Source organism: Caballeronia sp. INDeC2, from assembly GCF_023631325.1.
Taxonomy (GTDB): Bacteria; Pseudomonadota; Gammaproteobacteria; order Burkholderiales; family Burkholderiaceae; genus Caballeronia.
On sequence record NZ_JALQDG010000013.1, the window covers coordinates 43700 to 59720 of the forward strand.

Sequence of the window (16021 nt, forward strand, 5' to 3'; positions counted from 1 at the left end):
GATTCGCTCCTCTTGTCCTTACGCCGCTTCGGCGACGCTATCGCTCTGCGGCAGCGCGAGACTCAGCACCGCCTGTTCGCTCGCCTTGTCGCGCGGCAATTCGCCCGCGATCCGCCCCTGCCGCATCACGACGATTCGGTCGGACACGCCGAGCACTTCCGGCAACTCCGACGAAATCATCACGATCGCGCAGCCGCGCTCCGCGAGCTGATAGATCACGTTATAGATTTCATGCTTCGCGCCGACGTCGATGCCGCGCGTCGGTTCGTCGAGAATCACGACCTTCAGATCCGGCTCCGCGAGCCAGCGCGAAAGAATCGCCTTCTGCTGATTGCCGCCCGACAGAAAGCGAATGCGCTGCTTGCGGCTCGGCGTCTTGATCTTGAGAAGCTGAATGAAACGCTCGGCCGTCTGCGCTTCCTTCTTCCGATCGAGAAACAGCCCGCCACGCAGATAGTGACGGCGGCACGAAATGTTGATGTTCTCCGCGACCGTCGCCATCGCGACGATGCCTTCTTCCTTGCGATCTTCCGGACACAGCACAATGCCGTGGCGAATCGCCTCGCCGGTGCTGCGCACGCGGATTGCCTGGCCGTCGAGCGTGATCGTGCCGTCCTTCTTTTTATCCGCGCCGTAGACGAGATGCATCAGCTCGCTGCGGCCCGCGCCGACCAGCCCGAAGAAACCGACGATCTCACCGCGCTTCACCTCGAAGCTCGCGGGCGCGCTCAACGCATCGCCCTGCACGTCCTTCACTGAAAAGCGCACTTCGCCCAAAGGCCGCGCCCGATAGTTGTAGATGTCGCTGATTTCCCGGCCGACCATTTCCTGCACGAGCGTTTCGCGCGGCACGTCCGCAAGCGCCAGATGCGACGCGATCTTGCGTCCGTCGCGGAAAATCGTGCATGCATCGCACAGCTCGTAGATCTCGTCCATGCGATGCGAGATGTAGATCAGCGCGCGATTGTCCGCCTTGAGATCGCGCACGAGCTTGAAGAGCACTTCCGTCTCGCGATGCGACAGCGAACTCGTCGGTTCGTCCAGCGCGATCACGCGCGCGTTGCGCAGCAGCGCCTTGCAGATTTCGACCATCTGCCGCTGCGCGATCGAGAGCTTGCGCAGCTTCGCGTTCGGATCGAGATCGACGCCCATCGCCGTGAGCCGCTCGCGCACGTGCGCTTTCGCCGCACGCTTGTCGACCCAGCCGAGCCGGTTCGGCAGCGCGCCGAGCAGCAGGTTTTCGGACACGGTCAGGTCCGGCACGTACTGCAATTCCTGATGAATCACCGCGATGCCCGACGCGATCGAAGCCGCCGCGCTCGCGAAATGCACTTCCTTGTCGTCGATGAGCACGCGCCCCGAATCGGGCTGATACTCGCCGCCGAGAATCTTGAGCAAGGTCGACTTGCCCGCGCCGTTCTCGCCCATCAAGCCGTGAACTTCGCCGGCGTTGACGTCGAACGACACGCCATCGAGCGCGCGCACGCCTGGAAACACCTTGCCGATATTGTCAAAACGCAGCGTCGCTGACACATCGCCTCCTGGTTTCGCGCGGGCCGCATCATCGAAACGCGGCCCGCCATTGCACTTTTAGTTCGACGCCAGACCCATCTGCTGACGCACCGACGCCACGTTGTCACGCGTGGCCAGCATGCCGGTCGTGAGCGTGAGCGGCGGCGGCGCCTTGCCGTCCTTGATCCACGCGTACATCAGCTCGGACGTCTCTTCGCCGTGCCGCTTCGGGCTGATGATGACGGTGCCGTAGAAGCCCGTCGGATTCGGCTTCTTGAACTCGTTCAACGCCGAGTCCGATCCGCCGATACCGATACCGATCATGTTGTCCGCCTTGAAGCCGCGGCCTTCCGCCGCGCGCACGGCGCCGAGCACGGCTTCGTCGTTCAGGCCGTACGCGACCCAGTGCTTGAACTGCGGGTTCTTCGTGAGCGCGATATTCGCGGCATTGAACGCGTTCTCGGTGTCGGTCTTCGCTTGCGGCGCGGCGACGATGTTCGCCTTCGGGAAGCCGGCGGCGACGAGCGCGTCGGTCGCGCCGCTCGTGCGGTCGTGCGCGGTCGGCAGTTGTTCGTAGGTCACGTCGATCGCGCCGACGTCCTTCATGTCCCAGCCGCGCTTCTTGATTTCGGCGGCGATGCCGTCGCCCACCTGCTTGCCGATGTTGTAGGCCGAAATGCCCATGTGCGGCACGGCTTCGATCGGCTTGCCCGAGCCGTCGACGAGGCGGTCGTCGACCGTCATCATCTTGAGCTTGTCGGCCTTCGCCTTCGCGACGATGCCCGGTCCGAGCTTCACGTCCGGCGTGCAGATGATGAAGCCCTGCGCCTTCTGCGCGGCGAGGTTGTCGATCGCGCTCATCACCTTTTCACCCGACGGCGCGCCGATCTTCACGAGCGTGAAGCCCTTCTCCTTCGCGGCCATTTCCGCGAATTTCCACTCGTCCTGGAACCATGGTTCTTCCGGCTGCTTCACGAGGAAGCCGATCTTGACGTCGTCGGCGGCCTGCGCGACGGGCGCCGCGATCATGGACGCGCTCGTTGCCGTGGCGGCGGCGATCAGCGTGAGGAACAGTCTGCGTTTCATTTTTTGTCTCCCGACTTCTTCCGATGTCGAACAATGCCCGCGCACGGGCGCTAACGAAGGTGTGTGGCCGCGTTGTTTTCTTTCGTGATGCCGCACCGCGGCCAGTGCGTCATTCTTCGGTGGTTCGTTGTTCAGTCGTGGTACAGCGCGCAACGGCCGCCGTCCACGGTGATGCAGCTCGCGTTGATGAACGGCGCCTCGTCCGATGCGAGGAACACCGCCGTCATCGCGACTTCCTGCGGCTGGCCGATGCGCTTCATAGGCTGAAGATCGAGCGTCGCCTGGCGCGCGGCCTGCGGATCGGCTTGGGATTCCCACCAATCCAGCGTCAATTGCGTTTCGATGTAACCCGGCGCGATTGCGTTCACGCGCACGTTGTTCGGCGCGTATTCGATGCCGAGCGCGCGTGTCAGTCCGATCACGCCGTGCTTCGCCACCGGATACGGAAAGCAGCCGGGAATGATCTTGAAAGCGTGCGTCGACGCGATATTCACGATGCTGCCCCGCTCGCGCTCGACCATGCCCGGCAGCACCGCGCGGCAGCCGTTCCACACGCCGTCGAGATCGACGGCGAAACAGCGGCGCCAGTCGTCGTCGGTCATCGTGAGCGGATCGCAAAACACGTTGATGCCGGCGTTGTTCACGAGCACGTCGAGCGGGCCCAAGGAAGCCTCGATGTGCTCGACGGCTTCCCTCACCTGCGCGCTTTGCGTCACGTCGGTCTGCACCGCGAGCACGCGCGCGCCGCTCACTTCCGACGAAATGCGCTCGGCCGTCGCGCGCGCCGTGTCGATATCGAGCTCCGCCAGCGCCACCGACGCGCCCTCGCGCGCGAACGCGAGCGCGATCGCCGCGCCAATGCCGCGTCCCGCGCCCGTGACCATCGTCACTTTGCCGGCGAGCCGGTTCATTTGATGTCGCCTCGCGCTTTCGCGAGTCCGTCGATGAACGCCCGCGCGTTGGATGCCGTCGTCTCCGCGCTCTGGCCCGGCTTGTACAGCGCGGAGCCGAGGCCGAAGCCGTTCGCGCCCGCGCTCAAAAACGGCCCCATGTTGTCGGGCGAAATGCCGCCGACCGGCACGAGCGGCACTTCCTGCGCGATCACCGCGCGCCATGCCTTCGTCACGGTCGGGCCGAGCTGCTCGGCGGGGAACATCTTCAGCACGTCCGCGCCGTTCTTCAGCGCGAGAAACGCCTCGTTCGGCGTCGCGACGCCCGGCGCGCACGCGAGACCGTGCGCCTTCGCGGCGCGCACGACATCGGCGTCGCTGTGCGGCATCACGACGAGCTCGCCGCCGGCGGCCTTCACGCTGTCGACGTAGCTCGGATGCAGCACCGTTCCCGCCCCGACGATCGCATCGGCTGGCAGCGCCTGACGGATCGCCGCGATGCTGTCGAACGGCTGCGGCGAATTGAGCGGCACTTCGACGATGCGAAAACCCGCTTCGTACAGCGCGCGGCCCTGTTCGGCTGCATCGGCGGGCGTCACGCCGCGCAGGATCGCGATCAGCGGGCACGCAGCGAGCGCGTGCGCGAGGCCGCCGTGCATGCCGTACGGCGCGGGCAAATTGATGTGAGGCTGCATCGTGTGGCTCCTTCTCAGGCGGTGCGCACGGGCGCGGCGACGAGCCCGGCAAGTGCTGCGATTCGGTAAAGGCCGTGCTCGGTGGCCTGCGCGACGGTCGGCGCGTCATGGCAACCGAAGCGCGAAAGCGCGACGCGATAGCGGTCGCAGAGCGCGTCGCTGCCGATCAGGCGCAACGTCTTTCCCGCGAGCGCGGCGTGTTCGCGCGTGAGCACTTCGTTCAGGCCACGCAATTCGTGGCCGATCAACAATCCCGACAAATAATCCGGCTGCTGCTCGCCCGACAACTGACCGGTGAGGCCGAGCGTGCGCGTGGTGAAGATCGTCGCGAGCATGCCTGCGTCGCCGGCATCGCGCGCCGTATCGACGCCGCGCACGAACGCCTGTTCGTCGTGCGTCGCGCTCGGATGCATCGTGCGGCCGAGAATCGAGTGATCGCGCAGCGCGGCGAACGTCTCGCCCGTCATGAAGGTGTAGAAGCGCTCGATGCGCTCATCGCTCACGAACGCCCATTTCGCATGCGTGCCCGGCAAGCCGATCAGCGCGCCGTCCGAGGTTCCGAGCGACGGCTCGCTCGCCAGCGCGCCGAAGATCTGCGTTTCCTCGCCGCGCATCACGTTGGGCAACACGCCGCGCTCCAGCACGCCGGGCACCACATGCACCGCGACGCCGCGCGACGCCTTCACCGTGACGATGCCCGCGACGAGCGCATCCGCGCCCGCGGGCGTTTCGACGTAGGGCGCTTCCACCCAGCCCTGCGCGCTGCCGACCATGCCCGCGGCGATCACGGGCAACGGCGCATGCGCATCGAGCCACGCGCCGCAGGTTTTCTCGAACGCCTGATCGAAGCCGCCCGCGGGCAGATTCATGATGCCGGCGGACGACGCGCGCGTGTCGAGCGCGGCGCCGTCGGCGCCCAGCAGATAGGCGCGCAGCGACGTCGTGCCCCAGTCGAGCGCAATGAGCGCGGGCGCGGAAACGGTTGCCTTCATCGCTTGATCCTGCGCGCCGCCAGCGGAGCGCGCCAGCCGAGTTCCTCGGAGATCGCGCGCGCCTCGCGCTGCACGACCGGAATCAGTTCTTCCATACGCTCATGCGGCATATAGGGAATGGTGCTTGCCACCGACAAAGCCGCGACGATCGCGCCCGACGCATCGCGCACCGGCGCGGCGACGCAGCGTATCGATGCCTCGTTCTCTTCGAGATCGAACGTGAAGCCGCCTTGCGAATAGCGCGTCATGCGCTGCTGGAAGGTCTCGAAGTCGGGGCGGTTGTCGGGCTTGAAGCTCGTTTTCGCGAGCACGCGATGCGACGCTTCGAGCAGCTTCTTCCAAGCGTTCGCTTCGAGGTCGAGCATCATCGCCTTGCCGATGCCCGTCGACGCGAGCGGCATGCGATGCCCGACGCGCGAGCGCATCTCCAGGCCGCGCGTGCCCGGAATCTTGTCGATGTAGAGGACGTCGTCGCCATCGCGCACGCCGAGGTGGATGGTGTCGTGCGTGTGCTCGGCGAGCGCTTGCAGATGCGGGCGCGCGACCGCCGTGAGCGGCATCTGTTCGAGCGCGATCGTGCCCAGTTCGATGAGCTTCGGCCCGAGCAGATAACCGCCCTGAACCTGGCGCAGATAGCGCGCCTGAACGAGCGAGCTGACGAGCCGGTGCGTCGTGCTGCGCGTCGTGCCGAGCGCCGCGCCGAATGCGCGCAGATCGCGTGCGCCATTCGCGGCGGCTTCGAGAATCGCGAGGCCGCGCAGGAGCGTCTGCGTGCCGGCTTGCTGCGGCGTGACGTCGACGAGCGCGCTCGGCAGCGCGATCGCATCGGGATCGGGCGTGTGCTTCGTCCCGCTCGCGCCGTTGCGCTTCACGCTCGGGCCGCTGGCGTGCGCTGATCGCGCTTCGGCGGCGTCGGTTTCCGGGTCCTGGAATTTGGTCATGGCGCGGGACTCGATCACGATACGCGCCGGAAAGCGTCCGCGCTCGCCGCGGCGTGCGAATCGTGTGAAGAGGCCCGCGAGCGCGGGCAGGCGATCGAGTGCATGACGTGTCTCCATTGTTCTGGTCGTGCGCGCCATTGGGTCCTTCGGTCGTCGCACGCATGTGCCGTTCAGGCTTTGGCCGGATTGTAGTTCCGGCACTTCGAATTATTCAATATGTGATCGTCACGCTCACATAATGGGAATTAACCTGACAGACGACAGCGATTTGAAAGCAAAAAAGCCCTGATTAATCAGGGCTTTACGTTGTTTAGGCTGGCAAGCTAAATTTCACTGCGGCAGCTCCGCCGCACCCATCCGCCGCGCGATCACGCGGGAACGCTGCGACAGATACGGCGCATTGCGATGGTCGTCGAAATACTTCGGCCGCGGCAGCATCACGGCGAGCCGCGCGCTCTGCCCGACCGTCAGATTCGCCGCCGATGTCTTGTAGTAATACTGCGCCGCCGCCTGCGCGCCATACACGCCGTTGCCCCACTCGACCGAATTCAGATAGATCTCGAAGATGCGCTCCTTATCCATCCAGAATTCGAGCATCCACGTGATGGCGAGCTCCTGCGCCTTGCGGACATAACTCTTCTCGCGCGACAGAAAGAGATTGCGCGCGAGCTGCTGCGAAATGGTCGAACCGCCCGCGACAATTTTCCCGCGCGCCTTGTTCTTCTCCCACGCCTGAAGAATGGCGTCGGTTTCGTAGCCGTTGTTGTTGACGAAGTTGGCATCTTCCGACGCGATAATCGCGCGCTTGAGGTTGCGCGAAATCTGGTCGTACGGCACCCACGTGCGCTGCAGCGACACGCCGGGATGCGTCTTCGCGAGCGTCCATGCATCGGCGCGCATGAAGGCCGTCGGGCCGGGATTCACAACCGTCCAGATGCCGATCTGCGCGAAGAAGTAGAGTTGCGTCGCGATGAAGGCGATGCCGAGCACCGATACGCCGTACAGGATCCATCGCGCCGGGCCGAGCCGCACCGCTTTGTGCACGCGTGGCGCGCGAGTCCCGGGCGGCGCGGTGGTCATCAGGCTTTCGCAGCGAGCGTCTGGCGCAGTTCGCGCAGCACCGCGCCGCCGTCCGGGCGCACGCCGCGCCAGATGAAGAACGATTCCGCGGCCTGCTCGACCAGCATGCCGAGGCCGTCCGACGCGCGCGCGCCGAGCGTCGAGGCGTGCTGCATGAAGACGGTCGGTTGCGCGCCGTACATCATGTCGTAGGCGAGCGTGCCCGCGCCGAATGCGCTGTCGTCGCAATCGGGCAAGGCGGCGTCGAGACTGCCCGCGGTCGCGTTGACGATCACGTGGTAGCGGCCCGTTTCCGCGCTGCCGGCGCCGCCGCCCGAGAAGCGTACGCCGCAGTCGGCCGCGTTGCGCGCGAACTGGTCGACGAGCTGATGAGCCCTCGCCGCCGTGCGATTGACGATGGTGAGCGCCGCCGGCGCGCGATCGAAGATCGGCAACACGACGCCGCGCGCCGCGCCGCCCGCGCCGAGCAGCAGAATGCGCGCGCCCTTCAAGCTCACACCGAGATTCGCTTCGATGTCGCGCACGAGGCCGACGCCGTCGGTGTTGTCGCCGCGCACGCCGTCGGGACCGAAGGCGAGTGTGTTGACCGCGCCCGCCGCCGCCGCGCGCGGCGACAGCGAATCCGCGAGCGCGTGCGCTTCGAGCTTGAACGGCACCGTGACGTTCATGCCGCGCCCGCCCGACGCGATGAAGTTCTTCACCTCACGCTCGAAGCCATCGAGCGGTCCGAGAATGCGCCCGTATTCGATCGGCTCGCCAGTCTGCTCGGCAAACTTCGCGTGAATCCACGGCGATTTGCTGTGCTCGACCGGATTGCCGATCACCGCGTATCGATCTTTCATGGCGTCGGCTCCTGCGCGTTGTCCGGCGCTTCCGGTTGTGGCTGTTCCGCCGAGGCTTCGGCCTGCGCTTCCGCCTCGCTCTCTGCGGACAGATCGTCGGTCTCGATGATCTCCTCCTCGGCTTCGTCTTCCTCGGCCGGCGCGCTCGCGGACGGCGCATCGATGACGTGCAGCAGACGGCAGGACGCCTCGACGGTCAATTCATCGATCGACACGACTTCCAGCATCACACGCGTGCCGCGCGCATGCACGCCGAGACCCGGCACGTGCAGGATCAGCGGGATTTCTTCCAGCCGCACGAGATCGTCCTTGATGACGGACGCCGGAACATGCTTCCTGTTCTCCTGCTTCAGCCAGCGCAGACACCAGAAATACTCCATGCGGCGCTGATGATCGGCATACGCGGTGTACGTGTCGTCGAAACCCTGCACGACGGCGAAGAGATCCGCGTCCTTCGGCTTGAACGGCGCGGCGAGCTTGGCCGTCACGCCATGCTGGACGCACGCGAGCAGTTGCCATTGATTGACGAGATCGACGTAGCGGCGCAGCGGCGACGTGCTCCACGCGTATTGCGCGACGCCCAGCCCTTCGTGCGGCGCGGGCGTCGTCTGCATGCGCGTGCGCTTCGGTCCGGGACCGCCGAAGCCGCGCTGCGAGCGATAAATGCCCGGCACGCCGTGGTCGTCGAGGAACGCGCCCCACGACGAATTCGCGAGAATCGCGAGTTCCGCGACGATCAGATCGAGCGGCGAACCGCGACGGCGCGGCGTGATCGTGATGTGCTCGCCATCGACATAAAAGTTGAAGTCGTTGTTGCGCTGCACTTCGCGCTTGAGACCATACGACGCGCGCGCCTGCTGACGCTTTTCGAAGAGCGCCTGCGCGAGCGGCCACAGCACCGCGATGTCGTCTTTGTGCGCGTAATCGCCGGTGCCGGCGGCGAGGCTTTCCTCGGTGACGAACGCGTCGAGATGGTTGTGGCGCAGGTTGCTCTTCACGAACACGCGCTCGGCGCGCGTTTCCGTCGCGACGATGTCCTGCGTTTCGCGATTCACGATGATGTACAGCGACAGCGCCGGGCGCAGCCCGCCTTCGCCGAGGGTGAACACGTCGACGACGTTGTCCGGCAGCATCGTGATCTTGTCGCCGGGCATGTAGACCGTCGAGAGACGCCCGCGCGCGATCGCATCGATCATGTCGCCGCGCGCGATGCCGAGCGCCGGCGCCGCGATGTGAATGCCCACGCGCACACGGCCATCGGAGAGATGCTGGACGGAGAAGGCGTCGTCGATTTCGGTCGTGGTGACGTCGTCGATGGAGAAGGCTTCGACATCCGCCTCGGGCAAGTCTTGGGGCAACGGCCCCGGTTGCACCGACGGAAAGCCGGTGCCATGCGGAAAGTACTCCGACAGGAAGCGCGCTTCATGCAACGCGCGCGGCGACGCGATGCCGCCGCATTCGAGCATCAGCCGCGCCTGCGAAATGCCGCGCGCGGCCGCCGCCGCTTCGAGCGCCTTGTACTCGATGGAATTCTTGTCCGGTTTGGTGAGCAGGCCGAGCGCCTTGTCCTTCAGCGCGTCGGGCAGCTTGCCCGCCTTCAAATCGTCTTCGTAGCTTTGTTGCACGAGCGCCTGCTGACGCTTGCGCTCCAGCGACGCGAGCGCCATCTGCAATTGCTCCTGCGGCGCGCGCTGATACTGGCCGCGCCCCTTGCGCCGGAAATAGACCGGCGCGCCGTGCATGCGCAGGACGAGCGCCGCGCGTTCCGTGGGACCGAATTTGTCGCCGAAGTAATCCGCTCCGAGCGCGGCGAACGGAAATTCGTCGTCGGGCGCGCATTCCCACAGAAAGTCGAGATCGATCTCCTGCGCGATGGCGTCGGCTTCCTGCATCAGGTCGCCGGCGGCGGGTTTGTCGAATTCGATCAGCACGTCTTTCGCGCGCACCTTGGCGCGCCGCCCGCCCGGTAGCTCGACCTGGAACGCGTCGCCCTGTTTGGACAACACCGATCCGGCCTTAAAACTACCCGATTCCTCGAAGAAAACGTTCACTCAATACTCTCGTAAAACGGTGGACCGGGCCGCGTGATTTGCGCCGGTGGTTGAATTAGTGTGACGCCACGCTCACGCCGCCGCCGGCGCGACGAGCGGTGGCGGCGCCTGATCGCAAAACGCGATGACATCGGCGAGATAGGCCGGAAAGTCGCTGATCGCGTGATCGCCGCCCTGAATCAGCGTGGTGTGCACGCCGGGATAGTGGTCGAGCATCGTGCGGTAGTCGAGCACTTCGTCGCCCGTCGCCGCGATCAGATAGTAGCGCTCGGGCCGCGTGATCGAGTCGATCGCGAGCGCGCGCAGTTCATCCAGATGGCGCGGCAACACGGTGATGCTGCCGTCGCCGTGCCACAACGGCTGTTCGCCGAGATAGCGGCTCAGATCGCGATCGGGCATCACGGCGGGATTGAGCAGCACGGCGCGCCAGCCGCGCTTTTCCGCGAGATACGTCGCGTAATAGCCGCCGAGCGAGCTGCCGACGACGGTCACATCGGTCTCTTGCTCGCCCGCGACGAGCGATTCCGCCAGCGCGACGGCCTCGAACGGCGATACCGGCAGCGTCGGGCACTGCCATTCGCCGAGCCGCCCGAGTTCCGCGAGACGCGCGTGCATCACGCGCGCCTTGAACGATTGGGGAGACGAGCGAAAGCCGTGCAGATAGAGAATCACGAATGTCCTCCTGCGCCACGCGCCGAAAGCGCGTCGAGCAGTTTCTGATGGACGCCGCCGAAGCCGCCGTTGCTCATCACGAGCACGTGGTCGCCGGGGCGCGCGGCGGCCGTGACCGCCTTCACCAGAGGTTCGATTTCGTTGAATGCCCGCGCCTTGTCGCCGAGCGGGGACAGCGCCTCGGCGAGATCCCAGCCGAGCTTGTCGCGGCCTTCGCGCGCGCCGTAGCCGAATACCAGATCCGCGCTCGCGAGACTCGCGGGCAATTGCGACTTCATCGTGCCGAGCTTCATCGTGTTGGAGCGCGGCTCCAGCACGGCGAGGATGCGCGCATCGCCGATTCGCGTCCTCAATCCGGCGACGGTGGTGTCGATGGCCGTCGGATGATGCGCGAAGTCGTCGTAGACGGTGACGCCGTCCACGCTGCCCTTCACTTCCATGCGGCGCTTCACGTTGCGGAAGCTCGAAAGCGCCTTGACCGACTGCGCCGCCGGCACGCCGACCGAGCGCGCCGCCGCGATCGCCGCGAGCGCATTCAGGCGGTTGTGCTCGCCTTGCACCTGCCAGTCGACGACGCCCTGACGCTCGCCCTCCCAATACACGGCGAAACGCTCGTCGACGGTCGCGCCCTGCTCGGCGGGCAGCGCCTGCCAGCCGCCGTCGACGCCGAAGCGCTCGACGCCCGACCAGCAGCCGCGCGTGAGCACGCGCTCGAGCGCGGCTTCGCGGCCGTTCGTGACGATGCGCCCGACGCCCGGCACCGTGCGAACCAGGTGATGGAATTGCGTTTCGATGGCGGCGAGATCGGGGAAGATATCGGCGTGATCGAATTCGAGATTGTTGAGCACCGCCGTGCGCGGGCGATAGTGGACGAACTTCGAGCGCTTGTCGAAGAACGCGGTGTCGTATTCGTCGGCTTCGATGACGAAGAAGCTCGAATCGGTCAAACGCGCCGAGATGCCGAAGTTGAGCGGCACGCCGCCGATCAGAAAGCCGGGGTTCATACCCGCGTCTTCGAGCAGCCACGCCAGCATGGAGCTCGTCGTAGTCTTGCCGTGCGTACCCGCGACGGCCAGCACCCATTTCCCGTTCAGCACGTGCTCGCCGAGCCATTGCGGACCGGACGTGTACGGCAGGCCGCGATCAAGGATGGCCTCCATCAGCGGATTGCCGCGCGTCACCACATTGCCGATGACGAACAGATCCGGTTCGAGCGCGAGCTGTTCGACGCCGTAACCTTCGATCAACTCGATGCCCTGCGCTTCGAGCTGCGTGCTCATCGGCGGGTAGACGCCCGCGTCGCAGCCAGTGACCTTGTGGCCCGCCTCGCGCGCCAGAACCGCGAGTCCGCCCATGAAGGTGCCGCAGATGCCGAGGATGTGGATGTGCATAAACCGTGTCGCGCCGCGCGGGCGATTGAGATGCAAAACAGGAACGGCGCCGTACGTGCGAAAGTGGGGGCAAACCCGTGCAGAAAGGCGCCTGAAGGCGCATATTGTAACCGAGCACGCCAGGCGCTCTTTCGCCGGCGCGAGCGTGCCGCACGCAGTCCGCGAAAGGGCCGTTCGACCTTATCTAGTATCATTCCGGCATGGTTCGCAAATCACATTTCGATCCGCAGCGCGTGCGCGAGGAAATCGCGATTGCCGCCGCGAGAATGATCGCCGAAGATGGGCTCGACTACTCCACCGCCAAGCGCAAGGCCGCGCGGCAGGTCGTCGGCGAGGCGAAGATCGGCGGCGAGTTTTTGCCCGATAACGATCAAATCGAAGAAGAAATCCGCGAGTATCAGGCGATTTTCCAGAGCGACAGCCAGCCGCTCGTCTTGCGGCGCATGCGCGAAGTCGCGCTCGAATGGATGGAGCGCCTGAAGCCCTTCGATCCGTACTTGACGGGCGCGGTGCTCAACGGCACGGCGGGCGAGCATTCCGACGTCCATCTGCAATGCTTCTGCGACAATCCGAAGGAAGTCGCGATCTATCTGCTGAACGCGAACGTGCAGTACGACGTGTCGGAGACGCGGCACTTCGCCGGCCGCGGTTATGTCGAGACGCTGAGTTTTCTGCATCGGGTGCGCAATGAAGAGCCGATCGGCGTGCATATCGCGCTCTACGGCGCCGATGATCTGCGCGGCGCCGTTCGCGCCGACGGTCGCGGACGCCTCGCCCGCGCCAACGCGGCGGCCGTACGCACGCTGCTCGATCATCCCGATGTCCCGCCGCTGGAAATCGGCGGCTGAACTTTCTTCTGGACGCTCATGAAAAGCACACGCATTTTGGCGGCCCTCGTGGTCGCGGTCGCCGCGACGGTCGGCGGCTTTTACGCGGGTCACATGTTCACCGGCGGCGATACCGTCGCCGCGACCCAGTCGGGCGGGAACGCTGTCGACCAACTCTGGAAAGCGACGCCGCCGGGCGCGTCAGGCACGTCCGCGCCGCTCGCCTCGTTCAAGGGCCAGCCGGTCGTCGTCAATTTCTGGGCGTCGTGGTGCGGGCCGTGCGTCAAGGAAATGCCGACGCTCTCCGCCATGCAGCGCGAATACGAGAAGAAAGGCATCAAGTTCATCGGACTTGGCGTAGATAGCGAGAAAAATGTCAACGACTTCCTGAGAAAGGTGCCCGTCGCCTATCCGGTCTATGTCACAGGCTTTGGCGGCGCGGATCTTGCGCGCAGCTTCGGCAATAACGCGGGTGGCTTGCCGTTCACCGTGGTCATCGATTCCAAAGGACAGATCCGCTCGACAAAATTGGGAGAAGTCGATGCCGCGGAGTTGAGACGCACGCTCGACAGCCTGTAAAAATTCGCCGCCTGTAAGCAGTGGCTTGTGCTAAGTAAGACGCGACTTAGGGTACAGTACGCCGATCTTGCGGGAAATTCGTTCTGTCGCGCGGTATCAGGCGGTAATTTGTCCCGTGGTTTCGGGACGCGGCGAACGGTAAAACTAGACAAAATTCTCTAAACGGCGCTAAAGTGCGCCGAATTCCGCATAACCCGAAGCGACTATGACTACTCTGCCGGTGCCGTTCGGGCGCGCGCTTCAAAGCGACCACGCCGATACGTTCGACATGAACGCTCTCGGGGTGCCGACCGATTCCGCCGTCGGCGCATACACGGGCGCGGGAGCGCGCGATGTGCGTATGCGCACCGGCCTGCTGTCCGCGCCGACTCGGGGCTGAGCAGTCAGAACACCCACAAATCAAGTCAAGCACCGGGCGATCCCGGTCTCCAAGTATTGAAAGGGGATTTTTCGATGGACCTTCGTAAACTGAAAACACTGATCGACCTCGTCTCGGAATCCGGCATCTCGGAACTGGAAGTGACGGAAGGCGAAGGCAAGGTTCGCATCGTCAAGAACGCCGCGCCCGTCTACGTGCAGGCGCCGCAGCAGTACGCGCCGCAAGCCCAGGCGCCCGCCGCGCCGCATTTCCCGGGCGCGGGCGAAGCAGGCGCGCCGGCCGCAGCGGCCGCAGCGGCCGCGCCGGCTGCCGCCGCACCGCAAGGTCACATCGTGACGTCGCCGATGGTCGGCTCGTTCTACCGCGCGCCGTCGCCAGGCGCGGACCCGTTCATCCAGGTCGGCGATACGGTGAAGGAAGGTCAGACGCTGTGCATCATCGAAGCGATGAAGCTCTTGAACGAAATCGAATCGGACAAGGCTGGCGTCGTGAAGGAAATCCTCGTCGAGAACGGACAGGCAGTCGAATACGGCCAGCCGCTCTTCGTGATCGGCGACTAAAGGCGCATCGAGCCGTGCGGCGGATGCGGTCTGCATCGCCGTCACCCGGCTTCACCGCGCCGGCGCTTAAGCGACATCGATCCGTCGAGAAGCGCGCCGCCGATTGGATCCCTGAGGGCCGCTCGCGCGTGCCCGTTGATGAGCCGACCCACTATGTTTGAAAAAATTCTCATTGCGAACCGCGGCGAAATCGCGCTTCGCATCCAGCGCGCGTGCCGCGAGCTGGGCGTCAAGACAGTCGTCGTCTACTCCGAAGCCGACAAGGAAGCGAAGTACGTCAAACTGGCCGACGAAGCCGTGTGCATCGGACCGGCGCCTTCCAATCTCTCCTACCTGAACATGCCTGCGCTCATCAGCGCGGCCGAAGTCACCGACGCCGAAGCCATCCACCCGGGCTATGGCTTCCTCTCCGAAAACGCCGATTTCGCCGAGCGCGTCGAGCAATCGGGCTTCACGTTCATCGGACCGCGTCCCGAAACCATCCGCCTGATGGGCGACAAGGTCACCGCCAAGCAAACGATGATCAAGACCGGCGTGCCGTGCGTGCCGGGTTCGGAAGGCGCGTTGCCGGACGATCCGCGCGAAATCGTGAAGATTGCGCGCACGATCGGCTACCCCGTCATCATCAAGGCGGCGGGTGGCGGCGGCGGGCGCGGCATGCGCGTGGTGCATACGGAAGCGGCGCTCGTCAACGCGGTCAACATGACGCGCGAGGAAGCGGGCCGCGCCTTCGGCAACCCGCAGGTGTACATGGAGAAGTTTCTCGAGAATCCGCGGCATATCGAGATCCAGGTGCTGTCGGATTCCTTCCGTAATTCGATCTGGCTCGGCGAGCGCGACTGCTCGATGCAGCGCCGTCATCAGAAGGTGATCGAGGAAGCGCCGGCGCCGGGCATCGCGCGGCGACTGATCGAACGTATCGGCGACCGCTGCTCCGACGCCTGCAAGAAGATGGGCTATCTCGGCGCGGGCACCTTCGAGTTCCTGTACGAGAACAACGAGTTCTACTTCATCGAAATGAACACGCGCGTTCAGGTCGAGCATCCGGTGACGGAACTCATCACCGGCGTCGATATCGTGCAGGAACAGATTCGCATCGCCGCTGGCGAGAAGCTTTCGCTTCGCCAGAAGGACATCCAGTTCCGCGGCCACGCGATCGAATGCCGCATCAACGCGGAAGATCCGTTCAAGTTCACGCCGTCGCCGGGACGCATCACGTCGTGGCATACGCCGGGCGGCCCGGGCATTCGCGTCGATTCGCACGCGTACGCCAACTATTTCGTTCCGCCGAACTACGATTCGATGATCGGCAAGCTGATCGCTTACGGCGCGACGCGCGAGCAGGCGATCAACCGCATGCGCATCGCGCTGTCGGAAATGGTCGTGGAAGGCATCTCGACCAACATTCCGCTGCATCGCGAGTTGATGATCGACGCAAAGTTCGTCGAAGGCGGCACGAGCATCCACTATCTCGAGAACAAGCTGGCCGCGCGTCAGGCGGCAGTCGCCGAAGAGTCCTGAGAG

At 65.1% G+C, this 16021-nt stretch carries 16 protein-coding genes; 5 read left to right on the top strand and 11 right to left on the bottom strand.

What is annotated here, in order from left to right:
* Positions 1-18 precede the first annotated feature (18 nt).
* The 11 genes from araG to mpl all read right to left on the bottom strand — a co-directional run bounded on the left by araG (position 19) and on the right by mpl (position 12188).
* A complete protein-coding gene (gene araG, locus NCS28_RS11470) occupies positions 19-1533 on the bottom strand; it encodes an L-arabinose ABC transporter ATP-binding protein AraG (protein ID WP_250513943.1) in 1515 nt (504 codons plus the stop codon).
* 57 nt (positions 1534-1590) lie between these two features.
* A complete protein-coding gene (locus NCS28_RS11475) occupies positions 1591-2598 on the bottom strand; it encodes an arabinose ABC transporter substrate-binding protein (RefSeq protein ID WP_250513944.1) in 1008 nt (335 codons plus the stop codon).
* Between the two features lie 131 nt (positions 2599-2729).
* Entirely contained in the window at positions 2730-3509 is a 780-nt protein-coding gene (locus NCS28_RS11480; RefSeq protein ID WP_250513945.1) for an SDR family oxidoreductase, read from the bottom strand.
* A complete protein-coding gene (locus tag NCS28_RS11485; RefSeq protein WP_250513946.1) occupies positions 3506-4183 on the bottom strand; it encodes a 2-dehydro-3-deoxy-6-phosphogalactonate aldolase in 678 nt (225 codons plus the stop codon). The genes NCS28_RS11480 and NCS28_RS11485 overlap by 4 nt, the downstream gene beginning before the upstream one ends.
* A gap of 14 nt (positions 4184-4197) precedes the next feature.
* Positions 4198-5175: a 2-dehydro-3-deoxygalactonokinase gene (locus tag NCS28_RS11490; RefSeq protein WP_250513947.1), complete on the bottom strand. Its 978-nt coding sequence runs from the start codon at positions 5173-5175 to the stop codon at positions 4198-4200.
* Entirely contained in the window at positions 5172-6116 is a 945-nt protein-coding gene (locus NCS28_RS11495; protein ID WP_250514007.1) for an IclR family transcriptional regulator, read from the bottom strand. Before NCS28_RS11495 ends, NCS28_RS11490 begins: the two co-directional genes overlap by 4 nt.
* 330 nt (positions 6117-6446) lie before the next feature.
* Positions 6447-7196, bottom strand: a complete 750-nt coding sequence (gene mtgA / locus NCS28_RS11500) for a monofunctional biosynthetic peptidoglycan transglycosylase (RefSeq protein WP_250513948.1) — start codon at positions 7194-7196, stop codon at positions 6447-6449.
* On the bottom strand, positions 7196-8038 hold the full coding sequence (gene aroE / locus NCS28_RS11505; protein WP_250513949.1) for a shikimate dehydrogenase: 843 nt from the start codon (positions 8036-8038) through the stop codon (positions 7196-7198). Before aroE ends, mtgA begins: the two co-directional genes overlap by 1 nt.
* On the bottom strand, positions 8035-10089 hold the full coding sequence (locus tag NCS28_RS11510) for a ribonuclease catalytic domain-containing protein (RefSeq protein WP_250513950.1): 2055 nt from the start codon (positions 10087-10089) through the stop codon (positions 8035-8037). Before NCS28_RS11510 ends, aroE begins: the two co-directional genes overlap by 4 nt.
* Positions 10090-10161: 72 nt before the next feature.
* Positions 10162-10761 carry a YqiA/YcfP family alpha/beta fold hydrolase gene (locus NCS28_RS11515; RefSeq protein ID WP_250513951.1) on the bottom strand — a complete coding sequence of 200 codons (600 nt, stop codon included), beginning with the start codon at positions 10759-10761 and terminating at the stop codon, positions 10162-10164.
* Positions 10758-12188, bottom strand: a complete 1431-nt coding sequence (gene mpl / locus NCS28_RS11520) for a UDP-N-acetylmuramate:L-alanyl-gamma-D-glutamyl-meso-diaminopimelate ligase (protein ID WP_502801179.1) — start codon at positions 12186-12188, stop codon at positions 10758-10760. Before mpl ends, NCS28_RS11515 begins: the two co-directional genes overlap by 4 nt.
* Before the next feature lie 164 nt (positions 12189-12352).
* On the opposite strand from mpl, the gene NCS28_RS11525 reads away from it, so the two are divergent.
* From NCS28_RS11525 to accC, 5 genes are all read left to right on the top strand, one after another.
* Complete coding sequence (locus NCS28_RS11525) at positions 12353-13000, top strand: UDP-N-acetylmuramate--alanine ligase (protein WP_250513953.1); 648 nt, start codon at positions 12353-12355, stop codon at positions 12998-13000.
* A gap of 18 nt (positions 13001-13018) precedes the next feature.
* On the top strand, positions 13019-13558 hold the full coding sequence (locus tag NCS28_RS11530; protein WP_250513954.1) for a TlpA family protein disulfide reductase: 540 nt from the start codon (positions 13019-13021) through the stop codon (positions 13556-13558).
* A gap of 205 nt (positions 13559-13763) precedes the next feature.
* The gene (locus tag NCS28_RS11535) at positions 13764-13937 is read left to right on the top strand and encodes a hypothetical protein (protein ID WP_250513955.1); all 174 of its coding nucleotides are present in this window, start codon (positions 13764-13766) and stop codon (positions 13935-13937) included.
* A gap of 74 nt (positions 13938-14011) precedes the next feature.
* Positions 14012-14497 carry an acetyl-CoA carboxylase biotin carboxyl carrier protein gene (gene accB, locus NCS28_RS11540; RefSeq protein ID WP_250513956.1) on the top strand — a complete coding sequence of 162 codons (486 nt, stop codon included), beginning with the start codon at positions 14012-14014 and terminating at the stop codon, positions 14495-14497.
* A gap of 153 nt (positions 14498-14650) precedes the next feature.
* A complete protein-coding gene (accC, locus tag NCS28_RS11545; RefSeq protein WP_250513957.1) occupies positions 14651-16018 on the top strand; it encodes an acetyl-CoA carboxylase biotin carboxylase subunit in 1368 nt (455 codons plus the stop codon).
* Positions 16019-16021: the final 3 nt, after the last annotated feature.